A 15,700-nucleotide genomic window follows, 5' to 3' on the forward strand; every position below is an offset into this window, starting at 1 on the left:
GCCTGTGAGGAACGGCCTTGTTGCGACTGGGCCGCGCAGCAGCCCCTCCACTCAGATCAGAAGTGATACTTGAGCAGGAAGCTCATGGTGTTCTGATCGGTGGTGAAGCCATCGCTGTCTTTGATGCCGTACTTGTTCTTCCAGTAGTCGTACTCGATACCTACGTACAACTGCTTCTCGCCCACCTTCAGCGCCTTGCCCAGGTCGTACTTGACCTGCGGATTGAAGTGCAGGTTCGCGTGGTAGTCGCCACGGCGGTTCTCGTCGTTGTCCACGACCCAGTCCATGAAGCCGTCGATGAGGATGTCCGACGAACCTACGGGAATGGTGTAGGACCAGACCGGGGTGATCTGCCAGACGTTGTCACCCGGACGGCTGCCGTCGGTAGTGCGCTGGTAGAAGTTCAGCTGGAAGTAGTCAAAGCCTGGGATGGCCAGGTCGAAGCCGGGACCGATCAGGTAGGACTCGGTGTCGCCCTCGCCGAACTCATAGGTCATGGCCAGCAGCACGTCCTTGATCGGGCCGAACTCGAGCTTCTGGTCGAAGATCTTGCCGAACGACAGACGCGGGCTGATCTCGCCGTAGTAGGTGTTGGGGCCGTTGTTCGCGTCTTTCTTGCCTTGGTAGAAGATCTTGTCGACGAAGATGAAGTTATCGCCGTACTTCCACCCGTCGGCATGTTCGAAGGTGACGGTCTGTTGGGTTTCAGGATTCACCTTGAAGTTCTTGCCCCACAGGTAGGTGAGGCTGTTGTTCTGCCATTGCAGCAGATCGCCGGCGAAGCTGGCACCGGAAGCCAGCAGGCCGCCGGCAAGAATCAGGCTGTTGATGGTACGCATTGCGCAGGTCGCTCCCTTGAGTGGATCTGTTGTCAGCGCTCTTGAGGCGCATTTTTTGTCTTTTGAGTCAGTTTTTTTCGATTGGCCACAGCTAATGGGCAAGAGCTGCGCCAACATTTCCGGTTGGTCACAACCATCCTGCTCGACTACGTTCTGAACGGATGAAATGGGTGTTTCAGGCTGGCAACACGTTGGCCAACCGCCCTAATTCATTGACTGAGCGGTCAGTAAACGCGGGCAGGATCCTTCCTGCCCTGATCGAGGGGGCGCGCAGATTACCCACTTGCGCGCCCGGCCTCAAGTACTCCGTCCGGGAGTAACTATGGCATAAAACCTGAACTGCGAGTCAACTTTTAGAAGTGCACTTTCACCAGGGCACTGGTGACGCTCTGATTGCTGTCGATGTTGCCACTGTTGTCGATGCCGTACTTGTCTTTCCAGTAGCTGTATTCGATACCCACATACAGCTGCTTGGCGCCCCAGTTGAGCGCCTTGCCCAGGTCGTATTTGACCTGTGGGTTGAACTGCAAGTTAGCGTGGTAGGTACCACGACGGGTCTCGTCGTTGTCCACCACCCAGTCGATGTAGCCATCGATGAGGATGTCGGACTTGCCCACGGGGATGGTGTAGGACCAGTTAGGCGTGATCTGCCAGACGTTATCACCCGGGCGGCTGCCTTCGGTATTACGTACATAGAAGTTCAGGTTGAAGTAGTTGAAGCCCGGCACGTTCAGGGCAAAGCCAGGACCGATCAGATAGGCTTCGTTGTCACCTTCACCGCGCTCGTAGGTCATGGCGATCAGCACGTCCTTGACCGGGCCGAACGAGAGGTTGCGGTCGAAGATCCGGCCCAGCGACAGGCGAGGGCTGAATTCGCCATAGTAGGTGGTAGGGCCTTTGCTGGCATCGGCCTGGCCGTTGTAGAAGGTCTTGTCGATGAACAGGAAGGTGTCGCCGTACTTCCACCGGTTGGCGTGTTCGAACGTCACCGTCTGCTGAATGCCTGGGTTGACCTTGAAGTCCTTGCCGTACAGGTAGGTCAGGCTTTCGCCGTGCCACTCCAACAAGTCGCCCGCGACAGCGGGGAGGGTGGCCAGCAGGCTGCTGCCCAGCAACAGGGACGAAGTGATGCGTTTCATGTTGAGATTCCCGGTTCTTGTTCTTGTTTGTGGTTTGTGACGCGCAAGCGCGCCCCCTGCGACCCACGTGCGTGGGTCACCGGTGTTGCGGTTACTGCATGAAAGAGCAGGGCGGCAGGATTGCCGCCCTTGGCTCAATGCTGGTGGGCTGCGTTATGCACGGCGCGCTCGGCGCCACCCAGGATGTTGAACAGCAGGTTCAGCACCAAGGCGCTGACCGTTGCCATGGCGATACCACTGTGGGTGATGGGTTCCATCCAGTGCGGCATCTGCGCGAAGAACTCCGGACGGACCACAGGGATCAGGCCAAAGCCCACGCTGACTGCGACCAGCAGCTGGTTGCGGCGGTCGGAGATGTCCGCTTCCTGAAGGATCTTGATCCCTGTGGCCGTGACCATGCCGAACATGGCGATGGACGCGCCACCCAGTACAGCGGGCGGGATCGAGGCGATCAGGAAGGCCGCCTTCGGCAGCAGGCTGAGCAGGATGAGCAGGGCGCCGGCGACGATGGTGACGTAGCGGCAGCGTACCCCGGTCATCTGCACCAGACCGATGTTCTGGGCGAAGGAGGAGTGGGTGAAGGTGTTGAAGAAACCTGCAACGAACGATGCACCGGCGTCGCACATCAGGCCACGACGCAGCATGCCAGGGGTGACTTCACGGTCGGTGACCTTGCCCAGCGCAAGGAACATGCCGGTGGACTCGACGAAGATGATCACCACCACCAGGCACATGGACAGGATCGGAGCCAGGCTGAAGGTCGGCATGCCGAAGTGCAGTGGGGTCACCACTTGCAGCCACGGTGCCTCGGACAGACCGGAAAGGTCCACCATGCCGATCGAACCGGCCAGGACGTAGCCCAGGCCCATGCCGACCAGCACCGAGACGTTGACCCAGAACCCCCGCATGAAGCGGTTGATCAGCAGGATCACAGCCAGCACCAGGCCTGCGACCAGCAGGTAGATCGGCGAGCCGAAGGTATCGGCTTCATGACCGCCACCGGCCCAGTTGACCGCAACCGGGAACAGCGAGAGGCCGATCGAGGTGATGACGGTACCGGTGACCAGCGGCGGGAAGAACCGCACGACCTTGGACATGAACGGGGCGATCAGCATGCCGAAGAACCCGGCGGCGATGGTCGCGCCGAAGATCCCCTGCAGGCCTACGCCGGGCATGCCGGCCATGGCGACCATGCTGCCGACGGCAGCGAAGCTGGCACCCATCATCACCGGCATGCGAATGCCGACGGGACCGATACCGAACGATTGGACCATGGTGGCAACGCCAGCGACCAGCAGGTCGGCGTTGATCAGGAAAGCGACTTCTTCACGAGACAGTCCGGCGGCCTGGCCGATGATCAAAGGCACGGCAATCGCACCTCCGTACATCAGCAGTACATGTTGCAGACCCACCAGGATCAGTTGGAACAGGGGCAGAGGCTGTCGTGGGGGCGCAACGGGGATGTACGCCTTGCGGGACTCGGACATGCAGCACCTCGAGTTTTGTTTTTATTCTCGGATCCAAGCCGCGAGCTTCAAGCGGCAAGCTTTAAAAAAGCTTGGGGTTCCCGCTTGAGGCTCAGGGCTCGATGCTTGCTTGTTACCTACTACTTACAGCTTGAGGTTTGAAGCTTGCAGCTTCGATCAGTTGACCGGAGCGCCTTTGGCGATCCAGGCACCGACCATGTTGCGTTCTTCCTGGGTCATCTGGGTGATGTTGCCCAGCGGCATGATCTGGCTGGCGACAGCCTGCGCCTGAATGCGCGCGGCCTGAGCCTGGATCTGCTGCGGAGTGTCGAACATCACGCCGGCGGGCGCAGCGCTGAACAGCGGGCTGGTCGGCTTGGCCGAGTGGCACACGGTGCACCGTTCCTGGATGACCGTGTGGATCTTCTCGAACCCACCCGGGGCGGCCTGGGCGGTTGCCTGGGCAGGAGCTTCGGCCGGGGCGGCAGGTGCCTGGGCAGCCTTGGCGGCGTCTTCGGCACGTTGCTCGGCAGCGGTCTTGCCACCGATGGCAGTCGCTGGCAGCGGTTGGTACTCGACCTTCGCCGCGGCTTGCTCAGGTGCGGTCGGCATCGGCTTGGGACCTGTCACGTAGGCCAGGCAGATCATTGCCAGGGCGCCGACAGGCAGGGTCCAGGCGTATTTGTTGCTTTCGTGACGGGTGTTGAAGTAGTGACGGATCAGTACCGCAGCCACTGCGATCCCGGCCAGGATCAGCCAGTTGTACTGGCTGCCATAGGTGCTCGGGAAGTGGTTGCTGATCATGATGAACAGCACCGGCAAGGTGAAGTAGTTGTTGTGGCGCGAACGCAGCAGACCCTTGGCCGGCAGGACCGGATCAGGGGTTTCGTTCTTCTCGATGGCGGCCACCAGCTGGCGCTGGGCCGGCATGATGATGCGGAACACGTTGCCGACCATGATGGTGCCGATGATCGCGCCGGTGTGCAGGTACGCACCACGACCGCTGAACACCAGGCTGAAGCCGAAGCAGGCCGCGATGATCAGCACGAACAGGACGGCGCCGAGCAGGGCAGGGCGTTTGCCCAGGGGCGAATCGCACAGGAAGTCGTAGATGAACCAGGAGGCGACCAGCGAGCCGATACCGATGGCCACGCCTTCGGCACCGCTCAGGGTGCTGCCCGGTGCCAGCAGGTAGAGGCTCGGGTTCCAGTAGAACACCACGCAGAGCAGGGCGATACCGGACATCCAGGTGAAATAGGCTTCCCATTTGAACCAGTGCAGGTTCTCCGGCATCTTCGGCGGTGCGAGCTTGTACTTCTCAAGGTGGTAGATACCACCTCCGTGGATGGCCCAGAGGTCACCCGACAGACCTTCGCGCGGATTGCTCCGGTTCAGGTTGTTTTCCAGCCAGACGAAGTAGAACGATGCACCGATCCAGGCGATACCGGTGATCATGTGAACCCAGCGAATGCTCAGGTTCAGCCATTCGTGAAGGTGTGCTTCCACAGTATGTACCTCTTGCCGATCACCGAGACGATGACCGACCTTTTCTTATTGGTGGGGATTGAGGATCAGCATCTGATCCTCGGTGAAGTAATGCTCGTCGCAGTTGTTGCCGGAACCACTGCGATCAACCACCAGGAAATCATCCCGCTTTTCGATCGTCAGCACCGGGTGGTGCCAGACGCCGCGATGGTAATTAACGCCCTGCCTGCCATTACTGCGGAAGGCACGGACCAAGCCTGATACAGGTGCATCGCCAACTGGCGCGACCACGATCAGAAAGGGGTTGCCGAGCAGCGGGATGAAAGCCTGGCTGCCCAGCGGATGGCGTTCCAGCATGCGTACGGTCAGTGGCATCTCCAGGGCATCGGCGCGGAAGATGCTGATGATCGCTTTGTCCTCGGGCTCGGCGGTTTCGACCGTGGCGAGCTTGTGGAAGCGCATGGTCGAACCGTTGTTGATCATGAAGTGGTCGCTGCCGTCGGTTTCGATCACGTCACCGAAAGGGGCGAAGGCTTCTTTGGTCAGGGGCTCGATCACTAAAGTGCGCATGCGGTTATCTCTTTGTTCTGTGTTCTGTTTAGGGTGTGGGCCGAGCCCCGGGGCGAGTGTGTCGCGCGCTCGGGGCGGCCATCGCACCATCTTTTAAAGTTGCAGCAGGCGGAACAGGGCGATCAGGTTGATCTGCGCCAGGGCTTCCTTGAATTCGGCATCGGCGTCGTTGTGGATGCGCTTTTCGAAAGCGGCCAGGATCTGGTGCCGGTTGCTGCCTTTGACCGCCATGATGAACGGGAACTTGAACTTGGCCTTGTAGGCGTCGTTGAGTTCGGTGAAACGGGCGAACTCTTCGGCGGTGCACTGGTGGATCCCGGCGCCGGCCTGTTCATTGGTGCTGGATTCGGTCAGCTCGCCCTGGATGGCGGCCTTGCCGGCCAGGTCCGGGTGAGCGTTGATCAGCGCCAGTTGATCCTCATGGTTGGCGCTGAGCAGGATGTCGCTCATGCGCTGGTGCAGCGCCTCGATCTCGTCCAGTTCGCCCAGCTGACCCAGGTCGTAGGCTTTTTCTGCAACCCACGGCGAGTGCTCATAGATGTCGGCGAAGGCCTTGACGAAGGCGTCGCGGTCCAGGGTCGATGGCTTGAGGGTCTTGAAAGCGGTCATCAGGCGTTCTCGTTCTTGTACGGGTGGGTGGCGTGCCAGTGGCGGGCGATGTCCACGCGGCGGGCGAACCAGACCTGGTCATGGCTCTTGGCGTATTCGACGAAGCGCTTGAGCGCAGCCAGGCGAGCCGGGCGGCCGACCAGGCGGCAGTGCAGGCCGATCGAAAGCATCTTCGGCGCCTCGGCGCCTTCTGCGTAGAGCACGTCGAAGGCGTCCTTGAGGTACTGGAAGAACTGTTCGCCGCAGTTGAAGCCCTGGACCTGGGTGAAGCGCATGTCATTGGTGTCCAGGGTGTAGGGGATCACCAGGTGCGGCTTGCCGGTCGGGTTGTTCGGCTCCCAGTAGGGCAGGTCATCGTCGTAGGTGTCGCTGTCATAGAGGAAGCCACCTTCCTCCATCACCAGGCGGCGGGTGTTCGGGCCGGTGCGGCCGGTGTACCAGCCCAGCGGACGCTCACCGGTCAGTTCGGTGAGGATGCGGATGGCCTCGAGCATGTGCTCGCGCTCTTGCTGCTCATCCATGTACTGGTAGTCGATCCAGCGGTAGCCGTGGCTGCAGATCTCATGGCCGGCTTCGACCATGGCGCGGATCACATCGGGGTGGCGTTGGGCAGCCATGGCCACAGCGAAGATGGTCAGCGGAACGCCGGTTTCCTTGAACAGCTTGAGCAGGCGCCAGACGCCGGCGCGGCTGCCGTATTCGTAGAGCGACTCCATGCTCATGTTGCGCACGCCTTGCAGAGGCTGAGCGGCAACCATCTCGGACAGGAAGGCTTCGGATTCCTTGTCACCGTGCAGGACGTTGCGTTCGCCACCTTCTTCATAGTTGAGCACGAAGGACAGAGCGATGCGTGCGTTCCCTGGCCAGTGCGGGTGAGGTGGGTTGTTGCCGTAACCGATCAGGTCGCGAGGGTAGTCAGCGCTCACTGCAGTCTTCCTTCTTGTACGTTAGTGCGGGTGGTGGGCGGACCGCGTCGGGATGTCGCACCACCGGATGAGGGTGATTGTATACAAGTTCTGAAATCATTTGTAAGCCTGTTTTTCCGCATTTCTTCCCTTTTGTCGGCTGGGAATGGGTTGCAAGAAACCTGCCTGAACGGTCAGATAACGACATTGAGGTCGGCATGGGGCCTGTCTTTGCGGTGAATGCCGTATTTATCGAGAGGGCGAGAGGGTTGTGCAAGAGGGGTTCAAAAAATTGTGTACAATTTATCGAGAAAGTGTCTTAATGGCGCCATTCCAGCACACCGCAGGCCCTTGGCGCGGTGATTGCCGTGTATTTTTTGCCCACGCATACGACAAGAGGCGACAAGCAAATGGGACGTTTGACCACACACGTACTGGATGCCGCTCACGGCTGCCCGGGCAGCTCGATCAAGGTTGAGCTGTACCGTGTCGAAGGCCAGCAACTGGAGCTGGTGAACACTGCCCTGACCAACAGCGATGGCCGCGTCGACGCGCCGCTGCTGCAGGGTGAAGACTACCGCACGGGTGTTTACCAGCTGCAATTCAGCGCCGGTGACTACTACCGCGCCCGTGGCGTGAAATTGCCGGAGACCGCATTCCTGGATGTGGTCGTCCTGCGCTTCGGTATCGATGAGAAGCAAGAGCACTACCACGTGCCGCTGCTGATCTCGCCGTACAGTTACTCGACCTATCGTGGAAGCTAGTTGGTCGCTAGAAGAATCTTCGTAGGTCCTTATGCCCGCTCTCACACTGGCGGGCTTTTTTTTGCCTGCTGTTTGGCAACTGCCTGTTCAGCGTTCGCGCAGCGCCTCTGTCCGGGCCTTGAGCACCGGCTTCAACAGGTAATCGAGCACACTCTTGCGCCCGGTGATGATGTCCACGGTTGCCACCATGCCCGGAATGATCAGCAAGGGTTTGTTGTCCCCGCCCAGGTGGTTCTTTTCGGTTCGCACCTGGATCAGGTAGAAGGCGTTGCCCTTGTCGTCGGTCACGGTATCGGCACCGATCAGCTCGAGCTTGGCCTTGAGCCCGCCATAGATGGTGTAGTCATAGGCGCTGAACTTGACCATCGCCGTCTGCCCTGGGTGCAGGAAGGCGACATCCTGCGGGCGCACCTTGGCCTCGATCAGCAGGTTGTCTTCGATCGGCACGATCTCGACCAGATCGCTGCCGGGCTGTACCACGCCGCCAATGGTATTGACCTTGAGCAGCTTGATGATCCCGCGCACTGGCGAAACCACCGTCGTCCGGTTAACCCGGTCGTCGATGGCGATGCTGGTGGCGGTGATCTTCGACAGCTCCGTACGTTTGTCGTTGAGCTCCTTGGCGGCCTCGGAGCGGAAGGTGGCGTCGGACTCCTGGATCTTGCTCTTGATCTCCGCCACGGCCGCTTCGGCCCGGGGGATCGCCAGGCTGGTGGCATTGAGCTGACCGCGTGCCTCCACGGCGCGTTGTTTCAGGCGCAGGATCTCCACCGGTGAAATCGCCCCGGTGCCCACCAGCGGGGTGGACATGTTCAGTTCCTGTTGCAGCAGGCCAAGGGCCGAGCGGTACTGGTCCACCTTGGAGCGAAATTCGGCCAGCTCCTGAGTCTTCTGTCGCAGTTGTTCGTTGAGGGTCTGCTTCTCGCTTGCCAGGCGGCGCTGGCGCGACTCATACAGGGCCGTTTCGTCTTCGGCCACCTGGGGCGCCTTGGCGCGCACTTCGTCCGAAAGGTTGAACGGGCGGCCTTCGGATTCGGCCGATAAACGCTCGACCTGGGCTGTCAGGGCATAGCGGTCGGCTTCGCTTTCGCCTTTGTTGGAGAGAAACCGCGTGTCGTCCAGGCGCAGCAGGGTGGCGCCTTTGTCGACCATCTGGCCTTCGCGCACGAAGATCTCGGTGACGATACCGCCTTCGAGGTTCTGCACCACTTGGACCTTGCTCGACGGGATGGCCTTGCCTTCGCCCACAGTGACCTCATCGACCACCGCGAAGTGGGCCCAGGCCAGCGCTGCGAGCAGCAGGGCGGCCGTCAGCCACACGGTCAGTCGCGACAGGCGAGGGGAGTCCTGCAAGGTGGCGCCGGCCAGCTCCGGCATATAGTCGCGTTCGGCGCGCTTGTCGTTGCCGTGGGGGCTGCGGATGCTCTGGCTCAGGGACATGACCTACCTCTCTTTGACCCACGCGATACTCATGGATTTGCCCGGGGCCTGTGGGCGGGCTCGTCCGCCCACGCGGCGGTGACGCACCTTGCATAAACCTGCTCCCGTCTGGCTCGCGGAATCCGCGGGCTTTGTTTGCTTCCTATACGGCAGCACCGATGCGGCCTTTTCGCAGGGCGTCGATGACCGCGTCCTTCGGCCCGTCGGCGACGACCTTGCCGTTGTCCAGCACTACCAGCCGGTCCACTAGGCTCAGCAGGGACGTGCGATGGGTGACCAACACCACGGTCTTACCCGCAACACAAGCCAGCAAGCGTTGACGCAGTTGCTCCTCGCTGCTGTTGTCCATGTGGCTGGTGGGTTCATCGAGGATCAGGATCGGCGGCTCCAGCAGCAATGCCCGCGCCAGCAACACGCACTGGCGTTGGCCGCCGGACAGCAACTGGCCACGCTCACCCACCGGGCGGTCGAAGCCTTGCGGGTGCAGGCGGGCCAGTTCGCTGACGCCGGTCAGCTCTGCCACCTCGAGCATGCGCGCGTCGCTGACATGGCGGGCACCCAAGGTGAGGTTGTCGCGCAGGCTGCCGGCCAGCAGCGGCAGGTCATGGGCGACATAGCCCATTTGCACGCGCAGGTCGGCGATGTCCAGCTGGCGCAGGTCGAGGTTGTCCAGTAGCACCTGGCCTTCTTCCGGATGATGAAAGCCCATCAGCAGGCGGGCGAGTGTGCTCTTGCCCGAGCCGCTGCGCCCGATGATGCCGATGCGCTCGCCGGGCTGCAGAGTCAGGTGCACGTCCTGCAGGGCAAGGGCGCTCTGTCCTGGGTAGCGAAAGCTCACGTGGTTGAGGGCAAGACCACCTTTGAGCGTGGTGTGTTCCAAGGCCTGGTGCTCGGCTTGGCGCTCCTGGGGCAGGGCCATGAGGGCGTCGGTGCTGCGTATGGTCAGTTGGGCTTGCTGATAGCGGGTGATCAGGCCGGCGATCTGCCCCAATGGCGCCAGGACCCGACTGCCGAGCATGTAGCTGGCCACCAATGCGCCGACGCTGAGGTTGCCGGCGATGATGCTGTAGACCCCGGCGACAATGGTGGCCATGCCACAGAACTGCTGGATGAACAGCGTGCCGTTGCTGGCCAGGGAGGACAGATTGCGGGCATGGGCATCGAGGCGGGCGATGGCGCCGTTGGTGTGTTCCCACTGGTACTGACGCTCGCTTTCGGCACCGCAGGCCTTGAGCGTCTCCAGCCCGCCGAGGGTCTCGATCAGCAGGGCCTGGCGGACCGAGCCCAGGCTCAGGCTTTTTTGTACGGTGTCGCGCAGGCGCACCTGGATGAACAGGGCAAACGCCACGGCCACGGGAAAAGCGATCAGCGGGATCAACACCAGCCAGCCGCCGAGCAGGCCGATCGCCAGCAGCATCAGCACCACGAATGGCAGGTCGATGATGCTGGTGAGCGTGACGGCGGTGAGGAATTCGCGCAGCCCCTGGAAGTCATGAATGCTCTGGGCGAAGCCGCCGATGGTGGCGGGCCGGGCCTTCATGGACATGCCGGTGATGCGTTCGAAGAGGGTGGCCGAGAGAATCAGGTCGGTCTTCTTGCCGGCCTGGTCCAGCAGATGGGCGCGCACCATGCGCAGCACCAGTTCGAAAGCCGTGCCAATGAACAGGCCGACGACCAGTACCCAGAGGGTCGACAGCGCCTGGTTGGGCACCACCCGGTCGTAGGTCTGCATGACGAACAAGGGCACCATCAGCCCCAGCAGGTTGATCAGCAGACTGGCCAAGAGGGCATCGCCATACAGCCAGCGCGAATGTTTGAGGGTATCGCGAAACCAGGCGTCAACCCGCGGGATCAGGGGCGTGCGCAGGTTCTCCAAGGTGTGTCGAGGGCGGGCGAACAACGCCTGACCGGCATAGGCCTGTTCCAGCGATTCGCGTTCGACCCATTGTTCGCCACCTTCGGCTTCACAGGGCAGGATCAATGCCCGGCCATCATTGCCCCAGCGCTGCAGCACGGCGCTACGCCCGTCCTTGAGCATCAACAAAACCGGCAGGTTGAGTTCCGAGATGTTGGCCAGAGTGCGTTCCAGTACCCGTGCCTGAAGCCCTGCGCGGGCAGCGGCGCGGGGCAGCAGTTCAAGGGGCAGGCGCTGGTCGGCCAAGGGTAGGCCACTGCACAAACCGGCACGGCTGGCGGGGCAGCCGTGCAGCTTGCACAGAATCAGCAGGCCATCGAGCAAAGGATCATCAACATCCAGGCGCGGTTGCGCGCTTTGCATACTGGTCACGATGGTCTACTCCTGCCGCGGTGGAAACCAATCCTTTCTGGATGAACAGCCAGCAGTACGCACGAACTACCGCATGTCGGGCAACCGGGCTTCGTTACGCACTTCGGTCTTGGCGATGGCCTCAGGCGGCAGCGAAATACGTTGCTTGCTCAGAAGCTCGCCCATGTTCGCCAGCACGCGATACATGGAGAACTCCTCGGTATAGCGCACTTCGGTGTAACGACGATTGGCGTTGTACAGCTCGTTTTCGCTGTCGAGCAGGTCGAGCAGGGTGCGTTGGCCAAGGCCGAACTGGTCTTGGTAGGCGGCGCGCACCCGTTGGGTGGTTTCGGCGTATTCGCGGGCGGTCGGGGTCTGCTTGCGCGCATTGTTCATGGCGTTCCAGGCGAGGCTCAGGTTCTCGTTGAGCTCGCGCAGGGCATTGTTGCGGATGTCCATGGCCTGGTTGATCTTGTGCGCGTCCGACTGCAGGCGCGCCTTGTCGCTGCCGCCGCGGAACAGGTTGTAGTTGAGCTCGACACCGGCCTGCCAATCGTTGTTGTCATGGCCGCGCTGGCCGGCGATGTTGTTGTTGGCGCCGGTGGCCAGCACGGCGTCCAGGCGTGGGTAGAAGGGCGACTTGGCCACTTCGTACTGTTGCTCGGCGGCATTCACGTCGGCCTGGGCCGACTTGAGGTAGGGGTTGTTCTCCAACATGCCCTGGCGTGCCTGCTCCAGGGTGGTGGGCACCTCGCCCTTGATGGTGACCGGCGTTTCGAGCTCATCGGGCATGCGTCCGACCACGCTGTAGAAGTTGGCCTCGGCGTCGGCCAAGTCGACTTCGGCGGTGTCCAGGTTGTTTTCGGCCAAGGCCCGGCGGGCACGGGACTGGTCCAGGTCGGCATTACTGCCCACGCCGCGTTCGCTGCGAAGCCCGATCTGGTCGTTGACCCGCAGGTGGGCTTGCAGGTTGTTCTTGGCCAGGGTCACCAGTTCGCGACGCTTAAGCACCTCCAGGTACACCTCGATCGCACGCAATGCCACTGTTTCGGCCGTCGCCTGGGTGAAGTAGGCACGGGAGTTGGCCACTGCCTCGGTACGGCCCACCTCGTTGGCGGTATTGAATCCATCGAAGAGCATCTGCCGCAGACGCAGTTCCGACTGGGTGTAGCTGAGGGTTTCCTTGTTGTGGTTGCGCGAACCATCAGGGTTGAAGCCACGGGTATTGGTGTTGTCGGAGCGTTGGCGACCATAGCCTGCAATAAGGTCGACACTGGGGTAGTAGCCCCCACGCGCGAACTTCACATCTTCATCAGCCGACAAACGGCTGTTACGGCTGGCGCTGATTTCGGGATGTTGGTCCACCGCGTTCTGGACAGCCTCGGTGATCGACATCGCCTGAGAGTTGGCGCATGCCATGGCCAACAGAATTGCACTGGTGATGGGGGTTAGAACGCGCATGGAGTACATCTCCCTGGTCTCGAAAAAGTCCTGCAATCGCCAAAAAAATGACGAAAAATAAGAGTCAAACCGTTTCAGGTTTGTAACAACAGAGCTAAGAACATTTACCAGGCGAACTAAGAAGATTTCCTCATAAGATTTATGCGAAAAAAAACTTATGCGCTCTAAGAAATACCGGACATTGTTCTACTCAGGTCGTCCGTTGAATAAGCGCACACGCTTTGTTTTTCGGGCCTCTGAGAAAAGTTCCCGTTTTTCTTGCAGCAGAGGGCAGGGATCTAACGAGGGGAGGGAGGCAGGACGTTATTTGGCGACATTTTATTGACATCTGTCATTTTGCCATCGCGTTTTGCCAGGTTCATCGTCGACTATCATCCATAAGCCTTGATCCCCCGTGAAATCGGGGCCTGGCGCAGTTATCGACGCATCGCTGCGTGCATGGTCAACGCCGCGAATTCCTCCTTCCTCCAAAAGCCTCGCGTTGCGGGAATCACTCGGCAATGGAGGCATTGGTTCATGGCTAAATCACTTGGTGTGGTCAGCAAGGTTGTCGGGCAAGTCTTCGCGGTCGGTCAGGACGGCACCCGTCGGGTCTTGGTCGAAGGTGACCGGCTGTATGCCGGAGAACAACTCGAGACCGGCGCCGCGGGGGCTGTAGCCGTGCACCTGGATAACGGTGGCGAGCTCACCCTGGGGCGCGACAGCAGCCTTGAGCTGCGGCCGGAGCTGTTGGCCCACCCCGCGGAGCATGTGCAGGGCTCTGAAGCGATAGCGCCCAGTGAGGCTGATTTGAGTGATGTCGAGCGCTTGCAACAGGCAATTGCCGCAGGTGCTGACCCGAGCCAGGAGGCCGAGGCCACGGCGGCAGGCCCCAGCAGCACCGGCGCGCCCGGTGCGGTGGGCGGTGGCCATAGCTTCGTATTGCTGACCGAGGTGGCCGGGCGCGTCGACCCGGTTATTGGTTTCCCCACCGCAGGGTTCAATGGCATCCCTGAGTTCACGATTCCCGACGCCGGGGATAGGCGCTTCGATGATGATCGCCGACCGGTAACCGATGGCCCAGACGATCCCGATAATCCGGTCACCCTGCACGGACTGGACGTCGCCGGAGGCGAGCTGACCCTGCAAGAGGCCCATCTGCCGCACGGTTCTGCCAGTAACCCTGGTGCCTTGACCCAGGGCGGCAGCTTCACTGTGTCAGCGCCCGATGGCGTGTTCAACCTCAATGTCGGCGGTATCAATGTCGTCACCGGAGGCGTGGTAACGGGTGTCGGCCAGTCGCTGACCACCGCCTTGGGCAATGTCCTGACCATCACCGGCTATGACCCGGTCACCGGTACGGTCAGCTACAGCTACACCCTGGCGACCGCCGGAGGCGCACAGGCAGTCAGCGAGCAGCTCTCGGTGCATGTCAGCGACACCAATGGAAGTGTGGCCAGTGGCACCTTGGACGTGAGCATTGTCGACGACGCGCCCAAAGCCCTGGACGACAGCAACCCCACGGTGGCGACCGAGCAGCAGACCACCTTGACCGGCAATGTGCTGAGCAACGATGTGCAGGGGGCCGACCGTGTGCCATCCGGGCCGATCACCGCCGGTACCTATGTCGGCACCTATGGCACCTTGGTGCTGGCGGCGGACGGGTCCTACACCTACACGCTGAACACCAACGACCCGGACTTCACCAACCTGCACGGTGGCGGCTCGGGCGTGGAGCACTTCACCTACACCTTGACCGACGCGGACGGGGACAGTAGCACGGCGACGCTGGTGCTCAATGTCACCAACCTCAACGACCCGGTTACCCTCGATGGGCTGGCTGTAAAAGGGGGCGAGCTCACCGTTCACGAGAAGCACCTGGGCGACGGCAGTGCCCCCGATGCCTCGGCATTGACGCAAAGCGGGACCTTTACCGTCACCGCAGCCGATGGCCTGCAAACGCTGGTCGTTGGGGGAATCACCCTGGTCAATGGCGGGGTGGTGGCGGGCTTCCCGCAATCGATCACCACACCGCTGGGCAATACCCTGACCGTGACCGGCTACAACCCGGCCACCGGCGTCGTCAGCTACAGCTACACCCTGACCGACAATGAGGCGCACCCGAACGCCGATGGCACCAACAGTGTGAGCGAAAGCTTTACCGTCGTTGCGACCGACAGCGATGGCAGCAGTGCTAGCGGTAGCATCGACGTGAACATTGTCGACGATGTGCCTCAAGCCAATCCCGATACCAAATCCATCGTGCACGAAGGCGGGGTGGTCACCGGCAACGTATTGCACAACGATGTGGTTGGGGCCGATGGTGCTCCTGAGGGCAAGGCCGTGGTCGGCGTAAGGGCTGGCAGCGATACCTCGACACCTGTTCATGGCGATGTCGGCACCCAGATCATGGGCACCTATGGCTACCTGATCCTCAACGCTGACGGCAGCGCCACCTACCACGCCAACCCCAACAGTGTGGCGGGTGCCGGTGCGACCGACACCTTCGTCTACACCATCCGCGACGCCGACGGCGACGAGAGCACCACCACCGTCACTATCAAGGTGCTGGACAGCGGACTGTCGGTCAGTGGGGCGGACCGTGATGTGACGGTTTACGAAAAAGCCCTGGACCTGAACCAGGACGGCAAGGACCTGGCGGCTGGCAACGTCACCGGCAGCGACCCAACCTCCACGGGTGAGACCGGGACAGGCACCCTGGTCGGCGCGGTGCAAGGCGGGGTCGGTGCGTTGACCTACACCTTGGTGGGCAATGC

General features: G+C 61.4%; 12 protein-coding genes. 2 read left to right on the forward strand and 10 right to left on the reverse strand.

Going from position 1 to position 15,700, the window contains the following annotated elements; translation table 11 throughout:
* Window positions 1-56: 56 nt before the first annotated feature.
* The 7 genes from BLS27_RS15510 to puuE form a co-directional block, all read right to left on the reverse strand.
* Entirely contained in the window at window positions 57-839 is a 783-nt protein-coding gene (locus tag BLS27_RS15510; RefSeq protein WP_043214863.1) for an outer membrane protein OmpK, read from the reverse strand.
* A gap of 353 nt (window positions 840-1,192) precedes the next feature.
* On the reverse strand, window positions 1,193-1,978 hold the full coding sequence (locus BLS27_RS15515; RefSeq protein WP_043214861.1) for an outer membrane protein OmpK: 786 nt from the start codon (window positions 1,976-1,978) through the stop codon (window positions 1,193-1,195).
* Window positions 1,979-2,112: 134 nt separating this feature from the next.
* On the reverse strand, window positions 2,113-3,465 hold the full coding sequence (locus tag BLS27_RS15520; RefSeq protein WP_043214859.1) for a nucleobase:cation symporter-2 family protein: 1,353 nt from the start codon (window positions 3,463-3,465) through the stop codon (window positions 2,113-2,115).
* A gap of 156 nt (window positions 3,466-3,621) precedes the next feature.
* The gene (locus tag BLS27_RS15525) at window positions 3,622-4,950 is read right to left on the reverse strand and encodes a urate hydroxylase PuuD (RefSeq protein WP_043214857.1); all 1,329 of its coding nucleotides are present in this window, start codon (window positions 4,948-4,950) and stop codon (window positions 3,622-3,624) included.
* 45 nt (window positions 4,951-4,995) lie between these two features.
* On the reverse strand, window positions 4,996-5,499 hold the full coding sequence (locus BLS27_RS15530; RefSeq protein WP_043214855.1) for an ureidoglycolate lyase: 504 nt from the start codon (window positions 5,497-5,499) through the stop codon (window positions 4,996-4,998).
* Between the two features lie 93 nt (window positions 5,500-5,592).
* Complete coding sequence (gene uraD / locus BLS27_RS15535; protein ID WP_043214853.1) at window positions 5,593-6,108, reverse strand: 2-oxo-4-hydroxy-4-carboxy-5-ureidoimidazoline decarboxylase; 516 nt, start codon at window positions 6,106-6,108, stop codon at window positions 5,593-5,595.
* Window positions 6,108-7,034, reverse strand: a complete 927-nt coding sequence (gene puuE / locus BLS27_RS15540; RefSeq protein WP_043214851.1) for an allantoinase PuuE — start codon at window positions 7,032-7,034, stop codon at window positions 6,108-6,110. The genes uraD and puuE overlap by 1 nt, the downstream gene beginning before the upstream one ends.
* Before the next feature lie 389 nt (window positions 7,035-7,423).
* Here puuE and uraH point away from each other — a divergent pair, with 389 nt between their 5' ends.
* Window positions 7,424-7,777: a hydroxyisourate hydrolase gene (gene uraH / locus BLS27_RS15545; protein ID WP_043214849.1), complete on the forward strand. Its 354-nt coding sequence runs from the start codon at window positions 7,424-7,426 to the stop codon at window positions 7,775-7,777.
* An 87-nt stretch (window positions 7,778-7,864) separates the two neighbouring features.
* On the opposite strand, the gene BLS27_RS15550 is transcribed toward uraH, so the two are convergent.
* The 3 genes from BLS27_RS15550 to BLS27_RS15560 all read right to left on the reverse strand — a co-directional run bounded on the left by BLS27_RS15550 (window position 7,865) and on the right by BLS27_RS15560 (window position 12,944).
* Entirely contained in the window at window positions 7,865-9,217 is a 1,353-nt protein-coding gene (locus tag BLS27_RS15550; RefSeq protein WP_043214847.1) for an HlyD family type I secretion periplasmic adaptor subunit, read from the reverse strand.
* Window positions 9,218-9,359: 142 nt separating this feature from the next.
* On the reverse strand, window positions 9,360-11,495 hold the full coding sequence (locus BLS27_RS15555; protein WP_090345525.1) for a type I secretion system permease/ATPase: 2,136 nt from the start codon (window positions 11,493-11,495) through the stop codon (window positions 9,360-9,362).
* A 75-nt stretch (window positions 11,496-11,570) separates the two neighbouring features.
* Window positions 11,571-12,944 (reverse strand): TolC family outer membrane protein, encoded by a 1,374-nt coding sequence (locus BLS27_RS15560; protein ID WP_090345527.1) that lies wholly within the window; start codon window positions 12,942-12,944, stop codon window positions 11,571-11,573.
* Between the two features lie 516 nt (window positions 12,945-13,460).
* Here BLS27_RS15560 and BLS27_RS15565 point away from each other — a divergent pair.
* The coding region (locus BLS27_RS15565; protein ID WP_139205754.1) for a retention module-containing protein at window positions 13,461-15,700 on the forward strand (2,240 nt) is incomplete at its 3' end.

The sequence above is a fragment of the Pseudomonas guariconensis genome (assembly GCF_900102675.1).
Lineage (GTDB): Bacteria > Pseudomonadota > Gammaproteobacteria > Pseudomonadales > Pseudomonadaceae > Aquipseudomonas > Aquipseudomonas guariconensis.